General features: G+C 70.0%; 13 protein-coding genes and 1 other RNA gene. 7 read left to right on the top strand and 7 right to left on the bottom strand.

The features are described 5' to 3' along the window. Genes AC1DYD_RS14010 through AC1DYD_RS14000 form a run of 3 tightly spaced genes read right to left on the bottom strand, consistent with a single transcriptional unit; the run spans nucleotide 1 to nucleotide 4,548 of the window. Complete coding sequence (locus AC1DYD_RS14010) at nucleotides 1-1,209, bottom strand: acyl-CoA dehydrogenase family protein (RefSeq protein WP_478173347.1); 1,209 nt, start codon at nucleotides 1,207-1,209, stop codon at nucleotides 1-3. Between the two features lie 10 nt (nucleotides 1,210-1,219). After that, nucleotides 1,220-2,410, bottom strand: a complete 1,191-nt coding sequence (locus tag AC1DYD_RS14005; protein ID WP_478173346.1) for an acetyl-CoA C-acyltransferase — start codon at nucleotides 2,408-2,410, stop codon at nucleotides 1,220-1,222. A gap of 11 nt (nucleotides 2,411-2,421) precedes the next feature. Further along, nucleotides 2,422-4,548, bottom strand: coding sequence for a 3-hydroxyacyl-CoA dehydrogenase NAD-binding domain-containing protein (locus AC1DYD_RS14000; protein WP_478173345.1), 2,127 nt, complete (start codon nucleotides 4,546-4,548; stop codon nucleotides 2,422-2,424). 132 nt (nucleotides 4,549-4,680) lie between these two features. Between AC1DYD_RS14000 and AC1DYD_RS13995 the strand changes: the two genes are divergently transcribed. The 5 genes from AC1DYD_RS13995 (at nucleotide 4,681) to htpX (ending at nucleotide 9,223) form a co-directional block, all read left to right on the top strand. Then, nucleotides 4,681-5,598, top strand: a complete 918-nt coding sequence (locus AC1DYD_RS13995) for a LysR family transcriptional regulator (RefSeq protein ID WP_478173344.1) — start codon at nucleotides 4,681-4,683, stop codon at nucleotides 5,596-5,598. Beyond that, nucleotides 5,595-6,635 (top strand): dihydroorotase, encoded by a 1,041-nt coding sequence (pyrC, locus tag AC1DYD_RS13990; RefSeq protein ID WP_478173343.1) that lies wholly within the window; start codon nucleotides 5,595-5,597, stop codon nucleotides 6,633-6,635. Before AC1DYD_RS13995 ends, pyrC begins: the two co-directional genes overlap by 4 nt. Next, entirely contained in the window at nucleotides 6,632-7,423 is a 792-nt protein-coding gene (locus AC1DYD_RS13985) for an NYN domain-containing protein (protein ID WP_478173342.1), read from the top strand. The genes pyrC and AC1DYD_RS13985 overlap by 4 nt, the downstream gene beginning before the upstream one ends. Nucleotides 7,424-7,430: 7 nt before the next feature. Further along, on the top strand, nucleotides 7,431-8,201 hold the full coding sequence (locus AC1DYD_RS13980) for a DUF3025 domain-containing protein (protein ID WP_478173341.1): 771 nt from the start codon (nucleotides 7,431-7,433) through the stop codon (nucleotides 8,199-8,201). A 152-nt stretch (nucleotides 8,202-8,353) separates the two neighbouring features. Beyond that, a complete protein-coding gene (gene htpX / locus AC1DYD_RS13975; protein ID WP_478173340.1) occupies nucleotides 8,354-9,223 on the top strand; it encodes a protease HtpX in 870 nt (289 codons plus the stop codon). Between the two features lie 229 nt (nucleotides 9,224-9,452). Here htpX and AC1DYD_RS13970 read toward each other — a convergent pair whose 3' ends face one another. Together AC1DYD_RS13970 and cysK are read right to left on the bottom strand one after the other, a co-directional pair. Continuing rightward, nucleotides 9,453-11,111, bottom strand: coding sequence for an NAD(P)/FAD-dependent oxidoreductase (locus AC1DYD_RS13970; protein ID WP_478173339.1), 1,659 nt, complete (start codon nucleotides 11,109-11,111; stop codon nucleotides 9,453-9,455). 133 nt (nucleotides 11,112-11,244) lie between these two features. Continuing rightward, the gene (cysK, locus tag AC1DYD_RS13965; RefSeq protein WP_478173338.1) at nucleotides 11,245-12,165 is read right to left on the bottom strand and encodes a cysteine synthase A; all 921 of its coding nucleotides are present in this window, start codon (nucleotides 12,163-12,165) and stop codon (nucleotides 11,245-11,247) included. A gap of 68 nt (nucleotides 12,166-12,233) precedes the next feature. On the opposite strand from cysK, the gene rnpB reads away from it, so the two are divergent. Then, nucleotides 12,234-12,601: RNase P RNA component class A (gene rnpB, locus AC1DYD_RS13960), an RNA gene on the top strand. A 123-nt stretch (nucleotides 12,602-12,724) separates the two neighbouring features. Here the strand turns inward: rnpB and AC1DYD_RS13955 are convergent. Both AC1DYD_RS13955 and AC1DYD_RS13950 read right to left on the bottom strand, forming a co-directional pair. Beyond that, the gene (locus AC1DYD_RS13955) at nucleotides 12,725-13,435 is read right to left on the bottom strand and encodes an RNA pseudouridine synthase (protein ID WP_478173337.1); all 711 of its coding nucleotides are present in this window, start codon (nucleotides 13,433-13,435) and stop codon (nucleotides 12,725-12,727) included. Next, on the bottom strand, nucleotides 13,432-15,117 hold the full coding sequence (locus AC1DYD_RS13950) for an MBL fold metallo-hydrolase (protein WP_478173336.1): 1,686 nt from the start codon (nucleotides 15,115-15,117) through the stop codon (nucleotides 13,432-13,434). Before AC1DYD_RS13950 ends, AC1DYD_RS13955 begins: the two co-directional genes overlap by 4 nt. Before the next feature lie 108 nt (nucleotides 15,118-15,225). Here AC1DYD_RS13950 and AC1DYD_RS13945 point away from each other — a divergent pair, with 108 nt between their 5' ends. Continuing rightward, nucleotides 15,226-16,560 carry an NfeD family protein gene (locus AC1DYD_RS13945; RefSeq protein ID WP_478173335.1) on the top strand — a complete coding sequence of 445 codons (1,335 nt, stop codon included), beginning with the start codon at nucleotides 15,226-15,228 and terminating at the stop codon, nucleotides 16,558-16,560. Nucleotides 16,561-16,562: the final 2 nt, after the last annotated feature.

Genomic DNA, 16,562 nt, shown 5'->3' with positions numbered 1-16,562 from the left:
TCAGAGTCCCAGGATCATTTTCGAAATGATGTTCTTCTGGATCTCGTTCGAGCCGCCGAAGATCGACAGCTTGCGGTTGTTGAAGTAGCGCGCCGCCGCAGCCGCGGCATAAGGCGGGCCGAAGGGCTGCCCGTCGAAGCCTTCCTCGAGCGCCTCGGCGACAAAAGGCCGCGCCTGCGGGCCCATCGCGCGCCGCGCCAGCGAGGAGATCTCCTGGCGGATCTCGGTGCCGCGGATCTTGAGCATCGAGCTCTCGGCGCCCGGCACGCCGCCGCCGGCCACGGCCGCGATCACGCGCAGGTTGGTGGTCTTCATGTTCTCGAGGTCGATCTCGACCTTGGCCATTCGGGCGGCGAAGGCCGGGTCCTCGGCCAGCGGGCGGCCGTTCTTGCGTTGCCTTGCGGCGATCGCCTTGAGCTGCGCCATCGCGGCCACCGAGAAGCCGACGCCCGCGATGTTGGTGCGCTCGTAGGTCAGCAGGTACTTGGCGCAGGTCCAGCCCTTGTCTTCCTCGCCGACCAGGTTCCCGGCCGGCACCCGCACGTCCGAGAAGAACACCTCGTTGACCTCGTGCTCCCCATCGAGCGTGATGATCGGTCGCACCTCGACGCCGGGCGACTTCATGTCGATCAGGAGGAAGCTGATGCCCTCCTGCTTCTTGGCCTCGCGGTTGGTGCGCACCAGGCAGAAGATCATGTCGGCGTGCTGGCCGAGCGTGGTCCAGGTCTTCTGGCCATTGACGATGTAGTGGTCGCCCTGGGCGTCGACGCCGCGCACCGCCTGGGTCTTGACCGAGGCCAGGTCGGAACCCGCGCCGGGCTCCGAGTAGCCCTGGCACCACCAGTCGGAGCCGTCGAGGATGCGCGGCAGCCAGTGGCGCTTCTGCGCCTCGTTGCCGTACTTGATCAGCACCGGGCCGAGCATGTTGACGCCGAAGGGCAGGATGCGCGGCGCATGGGCCAGCGCGCATTCGTTCTCGAAGATGAACTTCTGGACGGCGGTCCAGCCGGGCCCGCCGTACTGTTCGGGCCAGTGGTTGGCGAGCCAGCCGCGGGCGTTGAGGATGGCGTGCCATTCCTGCATGTCGGCCTTGGACAAATGCTTGCCGGTGGCGACCTTGTCGGAAAGGCGGGTCGGCAGCGTGTCGGCCAGGAAGGCGCGCACCTCGCTGCGGAAGGCTTCCTCTTCGGGAGTGAAGTTCAGGTCCATCGCCGATCCCTCAGTAGATTTCAAACAAGCCGGCTGCACCCATTCCGCCCGCGATGCACATCGTCACCACCGCGTACTTGGCGCCGCGCCGCTTGCCTTCGATCAGCACGTGGCCCGCGAGCCGCGCGCCGGTCATGCCGAAGGGATGGCCGATCGAGATCGCGCCACCGTCGACGTTGAGCCGCTCGGCCGGGATGCCGAGCTTCTCCTGGCAGTAGATCGACTGTGAGGCGAAGGCCTCGTTGAGCTCCCACAGGTCGATGTCGTCGACCTTGAGGCCGTGGCGCGCCAGCAGCTTGGGCACCGCGAACACCGGGCCGATGCCCATCTCGTCGGGCTCGCAGCCGGCCACCGCAAGGCCGCGGAAGGCGCCGAGCGGCTTCAGGTTGGCGCGTTCGGCGTCCCTGGCTTCCATCAGCACGCAGGCCGAGGCGCCATCGGACAGCTGCGAGGCGTTGCCCGCGGTGACGAACTTGTCGGCGCCCATCACGGGCTGCAGCTTGGCGAGTGCCTCGTAGGTGGTGCCGCGGCGGTTGCAGTTGTCCTCGGTGGCGGTCACTTCGCGCTGCGTGACGGCCTTGGTCTCCTTGTCGGTCACGGCCATCGTCGTGGTGCAGGCCACGATCTCTTCCTTGTAGCGGCCGGCCAGTTGGGCCTCTTCGGTCTTGCGCTGGCTCTCGGCGGAGAAGCGGTCCTGCGCCTCGCGGCCGATGCCGTAGCGCTGGGCCACGATGTCGGCGGTCTCGATCATCGCCATGTAGAGCGCGGGCTTGTGTTCGACGATCCATGGGTCCATGCCGTTGTCGCCGCTGTCGGTGGCGCTTCGGGTGCGGATCTGCGAGATGCTCTCCACGCCGCCCGCGATCATGGCCGGTGCGCCGTCGACCACGATGCGGCCCGCCGCCATCGCGATCGCCTGCAGGCCCGAGGCGCAGAAGCGGTTGACCGTGGTGCCGGCGATCGAGATCGGCAGGCCGGCGCGGATGATGCTCTGGCGCGCGATGTTGCGCCCGGTCGTGCCTTCGGGATAGCCGCAGCCGAGGATCGCGTCCTCGATCAGCGCCGGGTCCAGGCCCGAGCGCTCGACCGCGGCGCGCACCGCGAAGGCGGCCAGCGTGGCGCCGGAGGTGATGTTGAACTCGCCGCGGTGCGCCTTGGTGAGTGGGGTGCGGGCGGTGGAAACGATGACGGCTTCGCGCATGGTGGGTCTCCTTATTCGGATTGATTCAGACTCGAGAAATCGGCGCCGCGCTCGACCAGTTCGACCAACAGCGGCGATGGCTTCCAGAACACCGGGTCCTGCTTGGCGAACTCCTGGATGTCGGCCAGCACCTTCGGCAGGCCCACCATGTCGGCGTACTTCATGGGCCCGCCGCGGAAGCGCGGGAAGCCGTAGCCGTACAGGAAGGTGACGTCGACGTCGAGCGGCCTGAGCGCGATGCGCTGGTGCACGACGTTGGCGCCCTCGTTGATCATGGCCGCCATGTAGCGGCGCATGATCTCGTCCTCGCTGAAGCTGCGCGGCGTGATGCCGGCGCGCTGGCGCTCGGCGTCGATGATCGCCAGCACCTCGGGGTCGGGCTGGCCGGTGCGTGCGCCTTCGGGGTAGAGGTAGTAGCCGCGCTGGGTCTTCTGGCCGAACCAGCCGCGCTCGCAGATGCGGTCGGCCACCTGCACGTAGCGCGCCTTCGGGTCGCGCGTGGCGGCCTTGCGCTTGCGCGTGGCCCAGCCGATGTCGCCGCCGGCCAGGTCCGAGACCTGGAACGGGCCCATCGGGTAGCCGAAGTTCCGCACCGCTTCGTCGATCTGGTAGGGCGAGGCGCCGTCTTCCATCATGTGGTCGGCCGCCTGGCGGTACACGGCCAGGATGCGGTTGCCGATGAAGCCGTCGCACACGCCCGCGCGCACCGGCACCTTCTTGAGCTTCTTCGCCAGTTCGAAGCCGGTCGCGACCACGTCGGCGCTGACCTGGGCCGGCACCACGATCTCGAGCAGCTTCATGATGTTGGCAGGCGAGAAGAAGTGCAGGCCGACCACGTCGCCGGGACGCGAGACGCTGGCCGCGATCTCGTCGATGTCGAGGTAGGAGGTGTTGGTGGCCAGCACCGCGCCGGGCTTGCAGACGCGGTCGAGTTCGGCGAACACGGCCTTCTTGACCGCCATGTCCTCGAACACCGCCTCGACCGCGATGTCGGCCTGGGCGAGCGCATCGTAGGAGGTGGAGCCCGAGAAGCGCGCCAACACGGCGTCCTTGGCCTCGGGCGTCATGCGGCCCTTCTTGACCAGGCCGTCGTAGACCTTCTCGACGTTGGCGCGGCCGCGCGCGAGTTGCGCATCGTCGCGCTCGATCATCGTGACCGGCATGCCGGCGTCGAGCATCGCCACCGCGATGCCGGCGCCCATGGTGCCGCCGCCGATGATGCCTGCCGAATCGAGGGCGCGCGGCTTGGCGTTCTTGGTCTCGGGGGCCTTGAGCACTTCGCGCTCGGCGAAGAAGGCATGGATCAGGCCGGCGCGCTGCGGGCTGGCTATGCACTGCAGGAACAGCTGGCGCTCGAGCGCCATGCCTTCGTCGAAGGGCTTCGTGAGCGCGGCCTCGACGGCTTCGATGATCTTCATCGGCGAGAACAGGCCGCGGCTCTTCTTCGCGGTGTCGGCGCGTGCGGCTTCGAGGGCGGCGCGGCTGGCTTCGGTGTCGGCCAGCGCCTGGGCGTCGCGCGTGCGGCGCACTGGTGCCTTGGCGGCGATCAGTTCGCGTGCATAGGCCAGGCCTTCGGGCAAGGCCTCGCTGCCTTCGCCCAGGCGGTCGATGAGGCCGAGGGCGAGTGCTTCCCTGGCGCCGGCGTGGCGGCCGCTGAGAATCAGGTCGAGCGCGGCCTTGGCGCCGATCAGGCGCGGCGCGCGTTGCGTGCCGCCCGAGCCGGGCAGCAGGCCCAGCGCGACTTCCGGCAGGCCGAGCTTGGCCGAGGGAACGGCCAGGCGATAGTGGGCGGACAGCGCGATCTCGAGCCCGCCGCCCAGCGCGGCGCCCTGGATCGCGGCCACCACGGGCTTGCTGCAGTTCTCGATCGCGGCGCAGACCTCGGGCAGCGACGGCGGCTGCGGCGTCTGGCCGAACTCGCGGATGTCGGCGCCGGCGATGAAGTTGCGTCCGGCACCGACGATCAGCACGGCCTTGGCCTCGCCGTCGGCCTCGGCCGCCGCGATTGCCGCGGCGAGGCCGCGCCGGACGTCGACGCCCAGCGCGTTCACCGGCGGGTTGTCGATGGTCACGACCAGCACGTCGGCTTGGCGCGTGAAACTCACGGGGGAGGCGGAAGAGGGGGAGGTCTGGGCCATGGTGTGTCTCCGAATGCTTGAGAGGACGGTTCATCCCGGGATGAACCCAGCATTCTTGATCCGGCTCCCGCCTTTGACAATTCCATTGGTCATTGACAGACTGTCAAAGAATTTTTGACACAATCGGGCGCCATGGACCTGCAATCGCTGACCCTGCTGGTCGAGATCCTCGACGCCGGCAACCTGAGCGCGGCCGCGCGCCGGCTCAAGATGAGCCGCGCCAACGTCAGCTACCACCTGAACCAGCTCGAGCGCTCGGTCGGCGCCCAGCTGGTGCGCCGGACCACGCGGCGCGCCGAGCCGACCGAGATCGGCCTGCGCCTGTACCAGCACGGCCTGGCGATCCAGGGCGAGCTGCTGGCGGCCCGGGAGTCGGTCACCACGCTGGGCCAGAGCCTGCAGGGCCGGGTGCGGCTCAGCGTGCCGAGCGGCTACGGCCAGCTCGTGATGTCGGGCTGGCTGATCGACTTCAAGCGGATGTACCCGGGCATCGTGCTCGACGTGCTGTTCGAGAACCGCATCGAGGACCTGCTGCGCGACGAGGTCGACATCGCGATCCGCGTGATACCCGAGCCGCCGCAGAACCTGGTGGCGCGCGAGCTCGGGCCGGTGCGCTACGTGGCCTGCGCATCGCGCGGCTATGCCGAGGCGAACGGGCTGCCGACCCAGCTCGACCAGTTGCAGGGCGCGCCGGTGGTGACCTCGGCCGTCGTCGGGCGCCAGCTGCGCGTGTCGGCCTACCAGGGCGAGGAGCGGCGCGAGGTGATCCTCGAGCCGACGCTGATCTCGGAGAACTTCCTGTTTCTGCGCCAGGCGATCCTGGCCGGGCTGGGCATCGGGCTGGTGCCCGACTACGTGGTGCTGGACGACGTCCGGCGCGGGGATGTGGTGACCACGCTGGACGACTGGCGGCTCAGCATCTTCGGCACCGGGATGTACATGCTCTACATGCCGAACCGGCAGCACACGCGGGCGATCCGGACCTTCATCGATTTCATTCTGGAGCGGGTGCGGGGGGCGGCGGCCCCGATGGGACAATCGGCGCCATGACCACCCCCGCCGACACCCTCACGATCACCCGCCCCGACGACTGGCACCTGCATGTGCGCGACGGCGCCGCGCTCCAGGCCGTGCTGCCGCATTCGGCGCAGCAGTTCGGCCGCGCGCTGATCATGCCGAACCTGCGCCCGCCCGTGACCACCGCGCAGCAGGCGCTCGACTACCGCGCCCGCATCCTCGAGGCGCTGCCCGCCGGTTCCCGCTTCCAGCCGGTGATGTCGCTCTACCTGACCGACAGGCTGCCGCCCGACGAGATCGAGCGCGCCGCCGCGGCCGGCGTGCGCGCCCTGAAGCTCTACCCCGCGGGCGCCACCACCAACAGCGATGCCGGCGTGACCGACATCCGCAAGACCTACGCCACCCTGGAGGCGATGCAGAAGCACGGCCTGCTGCTGCTGGTGCATGGCGAGGTGACCGACCCGGCGGTCGACCTGTTCGATCGCGAGGCGGTCTTCATCGACCGCGTGCTGATCCCGCTGCGCCGCGACTTCCCCGAGCTCAAGGTGGTGTTCGAGCACCTGACGACGAAGGAAGGCGCCCACTACGTGCGCGATGCGAATCGCTTCACCGCCGCCACCATCACGGCGCACCACCTGCTCTACAACCGCAACGCGATCTTCACCGGCGGCATCCGGCCGCACTACTACTGCCTGCCGGTGCTCAAGCGCGAGACCCATCGCGTGGCGCTGGTCGAGGCCGCCACCAGCGGCAGCGACCGCTTCTTCCTCGGCACCGACAGCGCGCCGCACCCGGCCGCGCTCAAGGAGCATGCGCTCGGCTGCGCCGGCTGCTACACCGCGCTGACCGCGATCGAGCTCTACGCCGAGGCCTTCGACAACGCGGGCGCGCTCGACAAGCTCGAGGGCTTCGCGAGCTTCTACGGCCCCGACTTCTACGGCCTGCCGCGCAACACCGACCGCGTGACCCTGCGGCGCGAAAGCTGGACCGTGCCCGAGACCGTGCCCTACGGCGACGCCACGCTGAAGCCCCTGCGCGGCGGCGAGACCGTGGCCTGGAGGCTGGTGTGAAGAGCGCCCCTCGCGTGATGCTGCTGGTCGACGCCGACAACGTGTCGGCCGACGTGATCGAGCAGGCCCTCGAACGCACCCTGGCCGAGCACGGCGCGGTGCATGTGCGCCGCGCCTACTGCAATGCCGAGACTGCCCTCAAGCAGCAGTCGCTCTTCAAGCGGCTGTCGATGCGGCCGATGGTCAACCTGTCGGCCGGCAAGAACAGCACCGACATCGCGCTGGCGGTCGATGCCATCGACCTGGTCATCGCCGAACGGCCGGACCTCGTGGTGCTGGTGTCCTCGGATTCCGATTTCGCGCCGCTGGTGATCCGGCTGCGCGAAAAGGGCTGCCGCGTCTGCGGCATCGGACAGCAGGGCAAGACCGGCGACGAGACCGTCGCGATCTACGACAGCTTCGTCGACCTGCAGCACCATTCGGCGTCGTCGAAGGCGGCCGCCGCCCGGCCCGCAGCCAAGCCGGCCGCCAAGGCCGCGCCCGCGCCCAAGCCTGCGGCCAAGCGCGCCGCCCGTGCCCCCCGGCGAACCAAGGCCGAGGCGCCCGCGCCGGTCGCGCGGCCGCCCGCGCTGCCCGACGACGTGCTGCACATCCTCGAGGCCGTGGCCGAGCTGGGCATGGGCAACAAGGTCGAGCTCAACGTCGCCGCCGAGCGGCTGCGTGCCGCCAGGCTGCTCGGCAGGAGCGCCAGTTCGCCGAAGCTGTTCAAGAAGTACCCCGAGCTGTTCCTGCTGACCCCCGAGAAGACGCCCAACAAGGTGCAGTACATCGGCCCGATGCCGGCCTGAGTCGGCGATGGCTGCCGGCCTGGCCGTCGACGCCACAACGCCCTGGCTGGCGCCCTTTGGGCCCGGTGCGCAACGGGTGGCCGCCAGAACCGCGTCCGGCGTCGGCGTGGCCGAGGCGCTGGCGAGCGAGCCGCCGCCCATCGACCTGGCCGCCGGGCCGCTGCGCTTCGTGCCGGGCGACAGCGCGGGCGCCGAAGCCTACGAGGCATTCATCTTCCGTACCGCCGGCGTGCCAACGCGCGACAACCTGCACGATCTCTTCAACGGCCTGGTGTGGCTGCGCTTTCCGCGCGCCAAGCGGCGCCTGAACGAACTGCAGGCGGCGGAGATCGCGCGCGCCGGCATCGGCGCCACGCGCGGGCCGCTGCGCGACGCGCTGACACTCTTCGACGAGAACGGTGCGCTGCTCGACGCCCCGGCAGCCCTGTGGGAGGCGCTGCTCGCGCGTGACTGGCAACGGCTCTTCGTCACGCGGCGGGACCTGTGGCGCGACGTCCGGCTGCAGGTGTTCGGCCACGCGCTGCTCGAGAAGCTGGTCGCGCCGCGCAAGGCGGCCACGGCCCATGTGCTGCTGGCGCCGGGCGGCAGCCCGTCGCTCTTCCTGGACGACGCCGCCATCGCGGCGGCGCTGGATCCCGCCTGGCTCACCAACAAGCCTTTCGTGCCGCTGCCGGTGCTGGGCGTGCCGGGCTGGTGGGCGCCCAACGAAGCGCCGGCCTTCTACGACGACCCGTTCGTCTTCAGGGGGCCGCGGGCCCGGCGCGCGATTTCCTTCTGATTCCGGTTGGTATTCGGGGCGTTGGTGGCGCTGCGGGACGTAATCTTGCTTCCCATTCCTGCTCCTATGATGGCGTCCGAATCCTTGCAACCCGGGTCGCAACCCTCATGTCCAGGGGCGGACACCGCCTGTTTTCCCACGGAGAATCCAACTTGAAACGCATCCTTCTTTTCGTCCTGACCAACGTCTTGGTGGTCGCGGTCCTGGGCGTGGTTGCCAGCCTGCTGGGCGTCAACCGCTTCCTCACGGCCAACGGGCTCAACCTCGGGGCGCTGCTCGGTTTCGCCCTGATCATGGGCTTCGGCGGCGCGATCATCTCGCTCTTGATCAGCAAGCCGATGGCCAAGTGGTCGGCCGGCGTGCGGATCATCAACGACCCGCAGTCGCCCGACGAAGCCTGGATCGTGCAGACCGTGCGCAACTTCGCCGACAAGGCCGGCATCGGCATGCCCGAGGTCGGCATCTTCGAGGGCGACCCGAACGCCTTCGCCACCGGTGCCTTCAAGAATTCGTCGCTCGTGGCGGTGTCGACCGGCCTGCTGCAGAACATGACGCGCGAAGAGGTCGAGGCCGTGATCGGCCACGAAGTGGCGCACGTCGCCAACGGCGACATGGTGACCATGACCCTGATCCAGGGCGTGATGAACACCTTCGTGGTGTTCCTGTCGCGCGTGATCGGCTATGCGGTCGACAGCTTCCTGCGCCGCAACGACGAGCGCTCCTCGGGGCCCGGCATCGGCTACTTCGTGACCACGATCGTGCTCGACATCGTGCTCGGCTTTGCCGCCGCCATCGTGGTGGCCTGGTTCTCGCGCCAGCGCGAATACCGTGCCGACGCCGGCGCCGCCCAGTTGATGGGCCGCAAGCAGCCGATGATGAACGCGCTGGCCCGCCTGGGTGGCCTGACGCCCGGCGAGCTGCCGAAGTCGGTCGAGGCCATGGGCATCACCGGCAAGCTCGGCAGCCTGTTCGCCACCCACCCGCCGATCGAGGAGCGGATTGCCGCGCTGCAGAATAGCTGAGCTCGCCCCCAGGTTGGGCTCACTTCGTGTAGCCCGCCCACCCCCTGCCGGGGGCAACACCAGCGGCCCGGCAGAGCCGGTTCCGCGGTGGCACTGAGCTCACCCCCAGGTTGGGCTCACTTCGTGTAGCCCGCCCACCCCCTGCCGGGGGCAACACCAGCGGCCCGGCAAAGCCGGTTCCGCGGTGTTCCACCAACGGGCCTGGCTGCGCCGGCCGGAACTCTGTGCCCTAGGCTCCGGCGACGTCGCGCGCCACGGCCTCGGCGACCTTGATCCCGTCAACGCCGGCTGAAAGGATCCCGCCGGCATAGCTCGCGCCTTCGCCGGCCGGGTACAGGCCGCGCACGTTGAGGCTCTGGAAATCTTCGCCGCGCGTGATCCGGATCGGCGACGAGGTCCGGGTCTCGACCCCGGTCAGCACCGCGTCGTGCAGGTCGAAGCCCTTGATCTTGCGGCCGAAGGCCGGGAAAGCCTCGCGCATGGCCTCGATCGCGTAGCCGGGCAGCGCGGCATGCAGGTCGGCTGGCGTCACGCCCGGCTTGTACGACGGCTCGACGCTGCCGAGCGCGGTCGAGGGCCGGCCGGCGACGAAGTCGCCCACCAGCTGGCCCGGCGCCCGGTAGTCGCCGCCGCCGAGCACGAAGGCATTCGACTCCAACGCGCGCTGCAGTTCGATGCCGGCCAGCGCAGAGCCCGTGCGGCCTTCCTCCCAGCCCGGAAAGTCGCGCGGCTCGATGCCGACGACGATCCCCGCATTGGCGTTGCGCTCGTTGCGCGAGTACTGGCTCATGCCGTTGGTCACGACCCGGCCCGGCTCGCTGGTCGCGGCCACCACGGTGCCGCCCGGGCACATGCAGAAGCTGTAGACCGAGCGGCCGTTGCCCGCGTGGTGCACCAGCTTGTAGTCGGCGGCGCCGAGCAGCGGATGGCCGGCGTGGCGGCCCCACCGGGCGCGGTCGATCAGCCCCTGCGGATGCTCGACCCGGAAGCCGATCGAGAAGGACTTGGCTTCGATGTGCACGCCGCGTGCGTGCAGCATCTCGAAGCTGTCGCGCGCGCTGTGGCCCAGTGCCATCACCACGTGGTCGGCGCGCAGTTCGTGGGTTTCGCCCGTGCGCTGGTCGCGCACGACCAGGCCGCGCAGCGTCTTGCCGCCGTCCGGCCCGTCCTCGAGCAGCACGTCGGTCACGCGCTGCTCGAAGCGGATCTCGCCGCCGAGCCGGACGATCTGCTCGCGCATGTTCTCGACCACCTTGACCAGCTTGAAGGTGCCGATGTGCGGGTGCGCGACGTAGAGGATCTCGGGCGGCGCGCCGGCCTTGACGAACTCCTCCATCACCTTGCGGCCGAGGAAGCGCGGGTCCTTGATCTGGCTGTAGAGCTTGCCGTCGGAGAAGGTGCCGGCGCCGCCCTCGCCGAACTGCACGTTCGACTCCGGGTTCAGCACGCTCTTGCGCCACAGGCCCCAGGTGTCTTTGGTGCGCTGGCGCACGGTCTTGCCGCGCTCCAGCACGATCGGCCTGAAACCCATCTGCGCCAGCATCAGCGCGCAGAAGATGCCGCAGGGCCCGAAGCCCACCACCACCGGGCGCAGCGGCAGCGCGGCCGGCGCCTGCACCGGCGGCTGCCAGGCCATGTCGGGCGTCGGGCCGATGCGCGGGTTCTCGGCGAACTTGGCCAGCAGGCGGGCTTCGAGCGCCGGATCGGCGAAAGCCACGTCGACGATGTAGACCTGCAGCAGCTCGGCCTTGCGGGCGTCGAAGCTGCGCTTGAAGACCTGGTGGCCGGACATGGCCTCGACGGCGATGCCGAGGGTGGCGGCGATGGCCTGGGGCAGGGCCGCCTCGTCGTGCGCGAGGGGGAGTTTGATTTCGGAGATTCTCAGCATGTCGTGGCTTGTGTTTATCAAGCAGGGATGCCGATTATCGCAACGCTGGCCGGGTGCCGTGGTGCGCTGCTTCTGGTCAGTTGGGGACAGAGCAAAAACCGCTGCGCGGTTTCTTGATCTGTCCCGCCAGGTCTCACGAGGGCAGGAAGCCGTCCACCGACAGGTAGCGCTCGCCGGTGTCGTAGTTGAAGCCCAGCACCACCGCGTGGGCCGGCAGCGAGGGCAGCTTCTGGGCGATGGCCACCAAGGTCGCGCCCGACGAGATGCCAACCAGCATGCCTTCCTCGCGGGCGCAGCGGCGCGCCATCTCTCGCGCCGGTTCGGCGTCGACCTGCAGCACGCCGTCGAGCAGGGCGGTGTCGAGGTTCTTCGGGATGAAGCCGGCGCCGATGCCCTGGATCGGGTGCGGCGAGGGCTGGCCGCCGGAGATCACCGGCGAGGCCACCGGCTCGACCGCGAAGACCTTCAGCTGGGGCCACTTCTTCTTGAGCACGCGGGCGCAGCCCGTGATGTGGCCGCCGGTGCCGACGCCGGTGATCAGCACGTCGACGCCGTCGGGGAAATCGGCCGCGATCTCCTCGGCCGTGGTGTGCTCGTGCACCGCGATGTTGGCCGGGTTGTCGAACTGCTGCGGCATCCAGGCGCCGGGCGTGCCGGCGACGATCTCCTCGGCCCGCGCGATCGATCCCTTCATGCCCTTCTCGCGCGGCGTCAGGTCGAAGGTGGCGCCGTAGGCCAGCATCAGCCGGCGGCGCTCGACCGACATGCTGTCGGGCATCACCAGCACCAGCTTGTAGCCCTTGACCGCGGCCACCATCGCCAGGCCGATGCCGGTGTTGCCGGAGGTCGGCTCGACGATGGTGCCGCCGGGCTTCAGCGCGCCCGAGCGCTCGGCGTCCTCGACCATCGAGAGCGCGATGCGGTCCTTGATCGAGCCGCCGGGGTTGGCGCGCTCGCACTTGATCCAGATCTGCTGCGTCGCGTGGCCGAACAGGCGCTGGATGCGGACGTGGGGCGTCTTGCCGATGGTTTGCAGGATCGTGTCGGCTTTCATGCGGTCTCCTTGGGGGCGGTGCCTGGCTGAAAAAAGAGGATCGGCCATTGTGGCGATAATCCACCGGTGAAGCACGCTGGACCGCCGCTGGTGCAAGTCTCGAAAGAGCGCACTGGAGGAACGTCCGGACTGCACAGGACAGCGCAGGAGCTAACGGCTCCCCACCGCGAGGTGAGGATCAGAGCAACAGAGACGAGTCGGCCCGGGGCAACCCGGGCCGGGTGAAACGGGCAATCTCTGCGCGCAGCAACACCAAGTAGGCCAGCGCACGGAGCGCGGTTCGCCGCGACTTCCGAATCCCGTGGTTCCGCGGATGGCTGGCGGGTAGGTGGCATCGAGCCGTTTGGCGACAAACGGCCCAGAGTAATGGCGGTCACGCTGGGGTCTCGCAAGAGACTTCAGTGCACAGAATCCGGCTTACAGGCGTGCTTCACACTTTTTTCGCTCGCCCCCAGGTTGGCTCACTTCGCGTAGCCGCCCACCCCCGACCGGGGGCGGCCCGGCCGCTTGGGAGCGGCCCGGCGCGGCGGGCCCCACGAAGGGAGCGCGCCTCGACGCATCAGAACCGTTCGTTGGGCGTCAGGTAACGCCACTGGCTCGGCAGCAGTCCCGACAGCGGCACGCGGCCGATCCGGATGCGCTTCATCGCCAGGATCTGCAGGCCGGCGTCGTCGCAGATGTGGGCGATCTGGCCCGGGCGGGCGCCTTTCAGCGCGAAGCGCAGGCCGGTGTGGCCCTCGGCCTGCTGGCCGATGCTGACGCGGGCCGGCGAGCGCTCCAGGCGGGCCAGCGTCTCGGGCCCGACCGGCCCGGCGACATCGACCATCACCTCGTGCTCGAGGATGGCGGCGTCTTCCTGCAGCTTGCGCTCGACCCGGAATTCCTGCGTGAAGACCACCAGGCCGCTGGCGCCGGTCTCGAGCGGGGTCATGCAGCGCTGGGCCGCCACGTGCCGCGGCAGGAAGCGCAGGCCGGCGCGCTCGGGCTCGTGGTGATTGGCCGCCACCAGCAGCCGGTGCGACGCCTCGGTCGCCATGCCGGCCGGCTTGTGCAGCAGCAGCGTGACCGGCACCACGGGCTCGGGCCGGGCGCCGGATTCGATCTCGACCTGCTGATGCGCGTGCACGCGCGCCTGCGGGACCAGCACCGGCACGCCGTCGACGCGCACCGCGCCGTTCTCGATCAGCAGTTCGGCCTCGCGCCGCGAACAGCCTGCCAGTGCGGCGACCCGCTTGGCCAGCCGGATACCTTCGTCGTCGGCATCCTTCATGGCTTGACCGCCTGCTGGATGCGCTCGACATGCGCCGCGAGCGAACGCGCGGCCACCGGCCACATGCGTTCGGGCACGTCGTCGTAAGCCAGCGGCAGCCACTCCTCGGGCGTTCCCGTCGGCAACTTTCGCATCACGGCGGCGATCTTCGCCTCGCGCTTCAGGCGGTGCGCCTTCAGGTGGGCGATGGCGGCCCGGGCCTCGCCCATCACGTAGCCGTGCGCGGGCAGGATGAAGCCGACGCCGCCCTCGGCGCAGGCGGTGTCGAGCTTGTCGAGCGAGTCGAGGTAGGCGTTCATGTTGCCGTCCGGTGGATCGACCACGGTGGTGCTGCCGTTCAGGATGTGGTCGCCCGAGAACAGCAGGCCGTCCTCCTCCAGCAGCAGGCACAGGTGGTTGGCCGCGTGGCCGGGCGTGTGGATCGCGCGCAGCGTGTGGGCCGGCACCCGGGTCTCGCCGCTGTCGCTGATCGCCGGCGCGGTCAGCACCAGGCGCTCGCCGTCGTGCAGCACGCGCTCGGGCGTGAAGCGGGCGCTTGAGCGCGCCGTCGGCGCCGAGGCCAGGCCGAGGATCGGAGGCGGGGTCTTGCACAGCTTCTGCAACGGCAGGGCGCCGGGCGAATGGTCGGCGTGCGAGTGGGTGCAAACGATCATCCGGATGTCGCCCTGGGTCGCGCGCCACAGCCGGCCGATGTGGTCGAAGTCGTTGGGGCCCGGGTCGATCACGATGTAGCCGCCGTCGGCGTCGCCGACGATGTAGCTGTTGGTGCCGGGACCGGTCATCGCGCCCGGGTTCGGGGCGGTCAGGCGCTGCACGTTCTTCAGCAGCGGCACGGGGTGCTCGCTCTGCCAGTCGAGGGTGTGGACGATCTGGCCATCGGGGCTGACCATGGCCAGCTCGCCGAAGGGCGATTCGTGTTCCATGTAGCGGGCCTCCTTCCCGGCCAGCCGGCCCGCGCGCGGACAGCTGGTCCACAGCGGGCCCTCGCCGGCCGCGCGCTGGGCGCAGGCATCGAGCACCGCATCGACCGTCGGATACGCGACCATGCGTTCCAGCGTGCGCACGGTCGGGAAGATCATGAAGAAGCTGCCGGCGGCGTGGCGCGCCAGCGCGTCGGCCGGCCGCACCCAGCAGGGCTCGAACTGTTCGGTCTCGTCGGCGGTCGGCGTCTGGCCTTCGGGCATGCGCGCCGCCAGGAAGGGCACGTCGAAGCGTTTGGGCAGGTCGCGATCGGTGATCCAGTGCGCGAAGGTGAAGATCTTGTCGGTCGACAGCCGCAGGCCGCGTTCCGCGCACTGGTCGGCGAAGGCCACCGTGGTGCCGGCGGTGCTGCGGTCCATCGAGGCGACCTCCTCGGCGCTCACGGGCCGGCCGTCGGCGTGATGGGCCAGCAGCACGCCGAGTTCCTCGAAGCTCTCGCGCACGGCAGCGATGGCCTGCGTGAGCTGCACCCGGCTCTGGGTGCGGCGGCGTGTCGCGATGGCGCGTGCCGTGGTGTCGCCCTCATCGATGCGGCCACCCGGGAAGACATAGGCGCCGGGCGCGAAGCTGGCGTTCGCGGAGCGCCGCGTCATCAGCACCTCGATGCCTTCGGGCGTGTCGCGCAGCAGCAGCACGGTGGCGGCGGCGCGCACGGGCGCCGGTTCGCGCTGGGGATGGAGAAGTTGGGTGGGGCGTACCATGGGTCGCGATTATCGGGAGATCGCGCGGGCCGCGTGCGGCAGCCGCCGTGTGACAGCGCCGCGCGTGGTCCCTAGAATGAGCGGATGGGGTCCGCCGCGACATGGCTGATGGCACTGGTCCTCCTCGCCCACGCGGCGGGAGCGGCCGGCGACCAAGCCGTGCCTGCCGCGGCACCCGCATCCAATTCTGCCGGCACCGTGGTCCTGATGGAACTCGACGGCGCCATCGGCCCCGCCGCGGTCGACCATGTGCGGCGCGGGCTTCGGCTGGCGGCCCGCGAACAGGCCCGGTTGCTGGTGATCCAGCTCGACACGCCCGGCGGGCTCGACACCTCGATGCGCAGCATCGTCAAGGACATCCTGGCCTCGCCGATCCCGGTGGCGACCTTCGTGGCGCCCGACGGGGCCCGTGCCGCCAGTGCCGGCACCTATATCCTCTACGCCAGCCATATCGCCGCCATGGCACCGGCCAGCAACCTCGGCGCCGCGACGCCGGTGGCGATCGGGGCGCCGGCGCCGATGCCGGTGCCGGCAGCGCCGGACGCGATGGCCGCCAAGCGCCTGGCCGACGCCTCGGCCTATCTCCGCAGCCTGGCGCAGCTGCGCGGGCGCAACGCCGACTGGGGCGAGCAGGCGGTGCGCGAATCGGCCAGCCTGTCGGCGTCGGAAGCGCTGCAGAAGAACGTCATCACGCTGATCGCGCAGGATGTGGCCGACCTGCTGCGGCAGGTGGATGGCCGTGAGGTGCGAACCGCGCTCGGCACGCAGCGGCTGGCGACGCAGCATGCGCAGGTGCTGGTGTTCGATGCCGACTGGCGCAGCCGGGTGCTGTCGGTGATCACCGAACCGAGCCTGGCCCTGGTGCTGATGATGCTGGGCATCTACGGGCTGCTGTTCGAGTTCTCCAACCCGGGCTTCGTGCTGCCCGGCGTGGTGGGTGCGATCAGCCTGATGCTGGCACTCTTCGGACTGCAGATGCTGCCGGTCAACTATGCCGGGCTGGGACTGATCTTCCTCGGCGTGGCCTTCCTCGTTGCCGAGGCCTTCCTGCCGAGCTTCGGCGCGCTCGGGGTCGGCGGCATCATTGCCTTCTCGATCGGCGCGGTGCTGCTGATCGACAACGACACCCCGGGTTTCGGCGTGCCGCTGTGGCTGGTGGCCCTGCTGGCCGTGGTCTCGGCGGCCTTCATCCTGCTGGTCGCGGGCATCGCCGCGAAGACCCGGCGGCGGCCGCAGGTGCTCGGCGTCGCGACACTGGTCGGCGCCACCGGCGAGCTGGTCGAGTTCGCCGATGGCGAAGGCTGGGCACAGATCCAGGGCGACTACTGGAAGGTCCGGGGCGCGGACGGCCTGCGCGCGGGCCGCCGCATCCGCGTGACGCGCGTGCAGGGGCTGGCCCTGCAGGTGGCGGAGGACAACACGGAGGGCCCGGCACGGGCTTGAGA

This window comes from Variovorax sp. P4_B11, assembly GCF_056402355.1.
This window is presented reverse-complemented; position numbering and strand designations above follow the sequence as displayed.